Source organism: Acinetobacter sp. TY2 (genome assembly GCF_046269225.1).
In the GTDB taxonomy this organism is placed as follows: domain Bacteria; phylum Pseudomonadota; class Gammaproteobacteria; order Pseudomonadales; family Moraxellaceae; genus Acinetobacter.
Map to the genome: position 1 here is coordinate 26997 of NZ_JBJZOR010000030.1, position 7855 is coordinate 34851.

The 7855-nt window shown below is 41.1% G+C and carries 8 protein-coding genes and 1 pseudogene; all 9 read left to right on the top strand.

Going from position 1 to position 7855, the window contains the following annotated elements; all coding sequences use genetic code 11:
- The first annotated feature begins 76 nt into the window (after positions 1-76).
- Entirely contained in the window at positions 77-1186 is a 1110-nt protein-coding gene (locus ACK1JC_RS15020; protein WP_409512682.1) for a muconate/chloromuconate family cycloisomerase, read from the top strand.
- A gap of 13 nt (positions 1187-1199) precedes the next feature.
- Complete coding sequence (catC, locus tag ACK1JC_RS15025) at positions 1200-1490, top strand: muconolactone Delta-isomerase (protein WP_409512683.1); 291 nt, start codon at positions 1200-1202, stop codon at positions 1488-1490.
- Between the two features lie 156 nt (positions 1491-1646).
- Positions 1647-2567, top strand: a complete 921-nt coding sequence (gene catA / locus ACK1JC_RS15030; protein ID WP_409512684.1) for a catechol 1,2-dioxygenase — start codon at positions 1647-1649, stop codon at positions 2565-2567.
- Between the two features lie 79 nt (positions 2568-2646).
- Positions 2647-4029, top strand: a complete 1383-nt coding sequence (gene benA / locus ACK1JC_RS15035) for a benzoate 1,2-dioxygenase large subunit (protein ID WP_409512685.1) — start codon at positions 2647-2649, stop codon at positions 4027-4029.
- Positions 4026-4529 (top strand): benzoate 1,2-dioxygenase small subunit, encoded by a 504-nt coding sequence (gene benB, locus ACK1JC_RS15040; RefSeq protein WP_409512686.1) that lies wholly within the window; start codon positions 4026-4028, stop codon positions 4527-4529. Before benA ends, benB begins: the two co-directional genes overlap by 4 nt.
- Before the next feature lie 126 nt (positions 4530-4655).
- The gene (gene benC, locus ACK1JC_RS15045) at positions 4656-5672 is read left to right on the top strand and encodes a benzoate 1,2-dioxygenase electron transfer component BenC (RefSeq protein ID WP_409512687.1); all 1017 of its coding nucleotides are present in this window, start codon (positions 4656-4658) and stop codon (positions 5670-5672) included.
- A 15-nt stretch (positions 5673-5687) separates the two neighbouring features.
- Positions 5688-6473, top strand: a complete 786-nt coding sequence (benD, locus tag ACK1JC_RS15050) for a benzoate diol dehydrogenase BenD (RefSeq protein WP_409512688.1) — start codon at positions 5688-5690, stop codon at positions 6471-6473.
- A 53-nt stretch (positions 6474-6526) separates the two neighbouring features.
- On the top strand, positions 6527-7750 hold the full coding sequence (gene benE / locus ACK1JC_RS15055; RefSeq protein ID WP_409512689.1) for a benzoate/H(+) symporter BenE: 1224 nt from the start codon (positions 6527-6529) through the stop codon (positions 7748-7750).
- Between the two features lie 28 nt (positions 7751-7778).
- A pseudogene (locus ACK1JC_RS15060) lies at positions 7779-7855 on the top strand (3-oxoadipate CoA-transferase); the annotation flags it as partial.

Consider the following 7855-nt stretch of genomic DNA (forward strand, 5'->3'; position numbering starts at 1 on the left):
GGTCTTCGACAGTATTTTAGCATTCCTTTAAGGTATACCACAAGAAAGACACATTGCAAGAATGCTTAGAGTAGATATGTACAAATCCATCGAAACATTGCTTGTCGAGATACCGACCATTCGTCCTCACAAGATGGCTGTAGCGACAATGCAGACACAAACCCTTGTTCTCATCCGAATTGAAACCGAAGACGGTTTTATCGGTTGGGGTGAAGCGACCACAATCGGTGGATTAGGGTATGGCGAAGAAAGTCCTGAAAGTATTAAAACCAATATTGAAACTTATTTTGCGCCTTTACTGAAATCTTTAGAGTTGCCCAATATTGCGCAAACCATGCGTGCCTTAAATAAAAATATCAATGGCAATCGTTTTGCTAAATGTGCCATTCAAACTGCGCTACTTGATATTCAAGCACAACGTTTAGATTTACCGCTTTCTGAACTATTAGGTGGACGTTTACGTGACAGCGTACCTGTACTTTGGGTATTGGCATCTGGCGATACTGAAAAAGACATTGCTGAAGCTCAGAAAATGATTGCGGCAAAACGCCACAATGTTTTCAAACTTAAAATTGGTTCTCGTGCTGTTGAAGCAGACGTTGAACACGTTCTAGCAATAAAAAAAGCCTTGGGCAAAGACATCTCAATTCGTGTTGATGTAAACCGTGCTTGGTCAGAATTAGAGGCAATTAAAGGTATTCAGCTATTACAAGATGGCGGTGTGGATCTGATTGAGCAACCCTGTGCCATTGACAATATTGATGCCATGGAACACCTCACTCGACGTTTTGATATTGCCATTATGGCAGATGAATCTCTTATGGGTCCATCAAGCGCTTATCGCCTTGCTAAAAATAATGCAGCTTCTGTCTTTGCAGTCAAAGTTGCACAGTCAGGTGGTCTCATTGAAGGTCGTGATGTATCAACTGTTGCCCATCTTGCAGGAATTGATCTGTATGGCGGCACCATGCTTGAAGGTCCTGTCGGCACCATTGCATCAGCACATTTATTTTCTACATTCGACAATCTTGCATACGGTACCGAACTGTTTGGTCCGTTGTTATTGACCGATGATATTTTAAAAACACCATTGCAATACCAAGACTTTGAACTTCATCTTCCACAAGGTGCTGGTCTAGGCATTGAAATGGATGAAGACAAAATCGACCGTTTACGCCGTCAGTAATTAGGAGCTACGCATGTTATTTCAAGTACGTATGGACGTTAATATCCCAAAGGATATGCCCGCTGAAACAGCAGCCGAAATTAAAGCTGTAGAAAAAGCTTATTCTCATGATTTACAGCGTCAAGGTAAATGGCGTCACATTTGGCGCATTACAGGTCAGTATTCAAACACCAGTATTTTTGATGTCGAAAGTAACGAAGAACTGCACAACATTTTGCAAGGTCTTCCCCTTTATCCATACATGAATATTGAAGTAATGGCATTAAATCGCCACCCATCTTCAATCCATGAAGATGATCGTTAATTAAAAAATTAAGCGGTTATAAAATTTTATACACGCTTAAATCTGGAATACATCCAGAGGGTTTACAAAATCGCGTAACAAGGAAAGTGGCAGCCAAGCTTCAAATTAATTTAAAGAAGCGAGCCACCATCGTAAGCATACTCAAGGAGTTATAGTATGAATCGTCAAGCAATTGATATCTTAGTTAAAAAAATGAATGTTGATACAGCAACTGGTCCAGTTGATGCACGTACTCAACAAATTGTTGTTCGTTTAGTTGGAGATCTATTCCAAGCAATTGAAGACTTAGACATTTCACAAACGGAACTGTGGAAAGGATTAGAGTATTTCACTGATGCAGGTCAAGCAAATGAACTTGGCTTATTGGCAGCAGGTTTAGGTTTAGAGCATTACTTAGATTTACGTGCTGATGAGGCTGATGCTAAAGCAGGTATCACAGGCGGTACACCACGTACTATCGAAGGTCCTTTATATGTTGCAGGCGCGCCTGAAACTGTAAGCTTCACGCGTATGGATGATGGCTCAGAAGAAGGGAAAATCCCGACTTTAATCATCGACGGCACAGTGAAAGATGCTGAAGGTAACCTTATTGAAGGTGCTAAAGTTGAAATTTGGCATGCAAACAGTTTAGGTAACTATTCGTTCTTTGATAAATCACAGTCTGATTTTAACCTACGTCGCTCAGTAATCACTGCTACTGATGGTCAATATACAGCACTGACCACAATGCCTGTCGGTTATGGCTGCCCTCCACAAGGTACAACTCAATTTGTACTCGACAAATTAGGTCGTCATGGTAACCGTCCATCACACGTTCATTACTTCGTGACTGCGCCTGGTTTCCGTAAATTGACTACGCAATTCAACATTGAAGGTGACCAATACCTTTGGGATGACTTCGCATTCGCAACACGTGATGGCTTAGTCGCAACTGCTGTTGATGTGACTGATGAAGCTGAAATCGCACGCCGTGGTTTAACAGGTGCATTCAAACACATTCAATTTAATGTTGAATTGGTTGCAGATCAACAAGGTGCGCCTTCAACTGAAGTTGATCGTCGTCGCGCTAGCGCTTAATTACTCAGAAGTTCAGAGATATCAGTTTGCTTATTGCGCTGATATTTCTTGGGTTTAGCTAAAATTTGGAGAGGCGATCATGCCACGTATTCCTGTTATTAATACCAGCCATCTTGACCGTATTGATGAATTACTTGTAGACGATTTTGAAACAGGTGAATTTAAACTTCATCGTTCAGTATTTACTGATCAAGCCCTATTCGACCTTGAAATGAAATATATTTTTGAAGGCAACTGGGTTTACTTGGCACATGAAAGTCAAATTCCAAATAATAACGATTACTACACGACATATATTGGTCGCCAACCGATTTTAATTGCACGTAACCGCCAAGGCGAATTAAATGCAATGATCAATGCGTGTTCACACCGTGGTGCACAGCTTTGCCGTAACAAACGTGGTAATAAAGCAACCTATACTTGCCCTTTCCATGGTTGGACTTTTAACAACTCTGGTAAATTATTGAAAGTTAAAGATCCATCTGATGCAGGTTATTCAGACTGCTTTAACAAAGAAGGTTCTCACGATCTTAAAAAAGTAGCTCGTTTTGAAAACTATAAAGGCTTCTTATTTGGTAGCTTAAACGAAGACGTATTACCTTTAACAGAATTCCTAGGTGAAACCACAAAAATCATCGACATGATCGTGGGTCAGTCTGATCAAGGTTTAGAAGTTTTACGTGGTGCATCGACCTATACCTATGAAGGTAACTGGAAATTGACCTCTGAAAACGGCGCAGACGGTTATCACGTTTCAGCAGTTCATTGGAACTATGCTGCAACAACGCAACAACGTAAAGAAAAAGAAGCCGCAGACAACGTTCGTGCGATGAGTGCAGGTTCTTGGGGTAAACAAGGTGGTGGTTCATACGGCTTTGAAAATGGTCACATGCTCCTTTGGACACAATGGGCAAACCCAGAAGACCGTCCTAACTTCCCAAAAGCGGAAGAATATGCAGAGAAATTTAGCCCTGCAATGTCGAAATGGATGATTGAGCGTTCACGTAACCTCTGTCTATATCCAAACGTGTATTTAATGGATCAATTTGGTTCACAAATCCGTGTACTTCGTCCACTTTCTGTCAATAAAACTGAAATAACGATTTACTGTATTGCACCTGTCGGTGAAGAGCCAGAAGCACGTACACGTCGAATTCGCCAATATGAAGATTTCTTTAATGCATCAGGCATGGCAACACCAGATGACTTAGAAGAATTCCGTGCTTGTCAAACAGGCTACGCAGGTATTGAACTTGAGTGGAACGATATGTGCCGTGGTTCTAAGCATTGGGTTCAAGGTCCAGATGCAGTTGCTGACGAAATTGGTTTAAAACCAAAACTTTCATGTATTAAAACTGAAGATGAAGGCTTATATCTTGCACAGCATCAGTACTGGTTAACTGAGGTTAAAAAGGCAATTCAATCTGAAAAAGCTTTGGCTGAACAAGGAGATCACGCATGAGTAATGCAAATCTTGACGCAACATTTGAGTCAGTAAGCCAATTCCTTTTTAAAGAAGCTCGCCTACTTGATGATGAACAATGGGATGAATGGTTACAGTGTTATGCACCAACTGCACCCTTTTGGATGCCAGCTTGGGATGACGATGACACATTAATCACTGATCCACAAAAAGAAATTTCATTAATCTACTATCCTGATCGTCAAGGTTTAGAAGACCGTGTATTCCGTATTAAAACGGAACGATCTTCTGCAACTATGCCCGATACACGTACGTGCCACAATGTAAACAACATTGAGATTTTAGAACGCCATGAAGATAAAGTCGTTGTTCGCTTTAACTGGAACACTTTAAGTTTCCGTTACAAGACATCGTATAGCTACTTTGGCATGTCACGCTACGAAATCGATTTATCGGGCGATCAGGCACAAATTTTAAGCAAATATGTGGTGCTGAAAAACGATTACATCAATCAAGTGATCGATATTTATCACCTCTAAATTAACATTTTCCATCTCTAAGTACTTTTGGTTCAGTTAGCCACACATCCTGAACAAACCTTTAGTCAAATGGAATTTTGACTAGAGGTCTCCCCAAGTTCTAAAGTTTTCAAAGGATATTCAGCCATGTCAAACCACAATATTGCACTTCAGTTCGAAGATGGCGTAACACGTTTTATTTCAGTGACTCAAGGCGAATCACTTTCTGATGCAGCTTACCGTCAAAAAATCAATATTCCACTAGACTGCCGTGATGGTGCATGTGGTACATGCCGTGCCTTTTGTGAATCGGGTACATATGATATGCCTGAAGAACTTTATATTGAAGATGCATTAACTCCTGAAGAAGCCGCACAAGGTTATATTTTGGCATGCCAATGTAAACCAACTTCTGATGCTGTGTTCCAAATTCAAGCCTCATCTGATGTGTGTAAAACAGAAATTCACGCTTACCAAGGCACTTTGGCATGTGTAGAAAACCTATCAGAATCCACTATTACTTTTGATATTCAGCTTGATGAAGGTCAACCTGCTATTAACTTCCTTGCAGGTCAATATGTCAATGTTGGCATTCCAGGGACAACAGAAACACGCTCATATTCATTTAGTTCAAAACCAGGCAATCGCTTAACAGGTTTTGTCGTACGTAACGTACCGAATGGCAAAATGAGTAGTTTTTTAAGCCAAACTGTTCAAGTTGGCGACAAAATGACTTTTACTGGTCCATTTGGTAGCTTCTACTTACGTAATGTTGTACGCCCTGTCGTCATGCTTGCAGGCGGTACAGGTATTGCACCATTCATGTCAATGCTTCAAGTATTAGAAGAAAAAGGTTCTGAACATCCTGTCCGTTTAGTCTTTGGTGTGACCAATGATTTTGACTTGGTGGCAATTGAAGAACTACAAAAATTACAAGAAAAACTCTCTTGGTTCGAATTCCGCACAGTTGTGGCATCACCTGATTCAGCACATGAGCGTAAAGGCTATGTGACAGGTCATATCGATAATGACTGGTTAAATGGCGGCGATGTAGACGTTTACTTATGTGGTCCTGTGCCAATGGTTGATGCTGTACGTGGTTGGTTGGATGCTGAAGGCGTAAAACCTGCTAATTTCTTATTCGAAAAATTCTCAGCAAACTAATTGAGAGCAATTCAAATGTCAGTTCAAGAAAGATTTTTAAATAAAGTTGTAATTGTGACGGGTGCTGCTCAAGGCATCGGTCGTGGAGTTGCCTTACAAGTTGCAAGCGAAGGTGCGCAAGTTGTTTTAGCCGATTTATCTGATTTTGTCGAAGAAACATTAGCAGAAATTGAAGCACAAGATGGCGATGCGATTATTGTCAAAGCCAATCTTGAAACTTATGCAGGCGCTCAGTCTGTGGTTGCCAAAGCCATTGAAACTTATGGTCGTGTTGATGTACTCATCAACAATGTTGGCGGTGCAATTTGGATGAAACCTTTTGAAGAATTTTCAGAAGAAGAAATCATCAAAGAAGTTAATCGCTCATTGTTCCCGACCATGTGGTGTTGTCGTGCAGTTTTACCAGAAATGCTGAAAAGTCAGAAAGGTACGATTGTTAATGTATCTTCCATTGCGACACGTGGGATTAACCGTGTGCCTTACTCTGCCTCTAAAGGTGGTGTAAATGCTTTAACGGCTGCTTTAGCATTTGAACATGCAAAAGACGGTATTCGTGTAAATGCAGTTGCAACGGGTGGTACAGAAGCACCGCCACGTAAAGTGCCACGTAATGCCAATCCATTGACAGATAATGAAAAGCAATGGATGCAAGAAGTGGTTGATCAAACCATTGATCGTAGCTTTATGCACCGTTACGGCACGATTCAAGAACAAGTGAATGCAATTGTTTTCCTTGCTTCCGATGATTCTTCATATATGACAGGTACGGTCGTTCCTGTTGGTGGTGGCGATCAGGGTTAACCCTGATCCACTCAACATTCACAGGATCATTGAACGCATGGAGGCAAAATACAATGGCAACCCTGATTAAAACATTAAAAGAAGATTGGTCACTGTCAGCTACGGTCGCAGGTTTCCTCGCCGTGCTGATTTCTTATGCTGGCCCGATGATTATTTTCTTTCAAGCCGCACAACAAGCAAATGTATCTTCCACCATGATGGCCTCATGGATTTGGGGAAGTTCGATTGGTGCAGCGATTACGGGGATTATTCTCTCCATCAAATATAAAGCACCAATTATTACTGCATGGTCAGCGCCTGGTACGGCATTATTGGTGGCTCTATTTCCTCATATTTCACTCAATGAAGTTGTGGCTGCTTATATTACATCGGCGGTAATTATTTTTTTCATTGGCATTACAGGTTCTTTTGACAAACTTTTAAAATGGATTCCGCATGGTGTTGCTGCCGGCATGATGGCAGGCATCTTGTTCCAATTTGGTGTGGGATTATTCAAAGCCACGGACAGTATGCCTTATGTCGTTTTTGGCATGTTGGCATGTTTTTTATTGGCAAAACGTTTTTCACCACGCTATGCGATTATTTGGGTTTTATTATCAGGAATTGCATTGAGTGTTCTCTTTGGAAAAATCAATCCTGTACCCATGAATTTCTCTTTAGCCATTCCTGAATTGATTATGCCTGAATGGACATGGTCATCGACTTTAAACCTTGCCATTCCACTCACCATTGTCAGTTTAACGGGACAATTTTTACCAGGCATGGCAATTTTAAAACTCAGTGGCTATAACACCCCTGCGAAACCCATTCTCAGCGTTGCAAGTATTGTGTCGTTGGCTGTAGCAATCACAGGCGGTATCACCATTGTATTGGCAGCTATTACCGCCGCACTTTGCACAGGTAAAGATTCACACGAATTAAAAGAAAAACGTTATATCGCAGGTATCGCCAATGGTATTTTTTATATTTTGGGCGGCTTATTTGCCGGCAGTATTGTCATGCTGTTTAGCATTTTACCTAAAGAATTGGTCGCTGCGCTTGCAGGGCTTGCGTTGCTTGGGGCAATTGCCACCAATATTTCAGTTGCCATGAAAGATGAATCACAACGTGATGCTGCATTAATCACCTTTCTTGCCACAGTATCAGGCATGCACTTTTTAGGATTTAGCTCAGTATTTTGGGGCATTTGTATTGGGATGATTTCACATTTGGTCTTAAGCAAACGTGAAGAAAAAATCATCACACCGCCTTCTACTCAAAACTCTGCACAGAGTTAATTGAGAACACGTTTGACGAGGAAACATTATGATTGATAAAAGTACCGCTTCATTAACAGAAGCACTTTCCCAAATTAAAGATGGCTCAATCATCATGATTGGCGG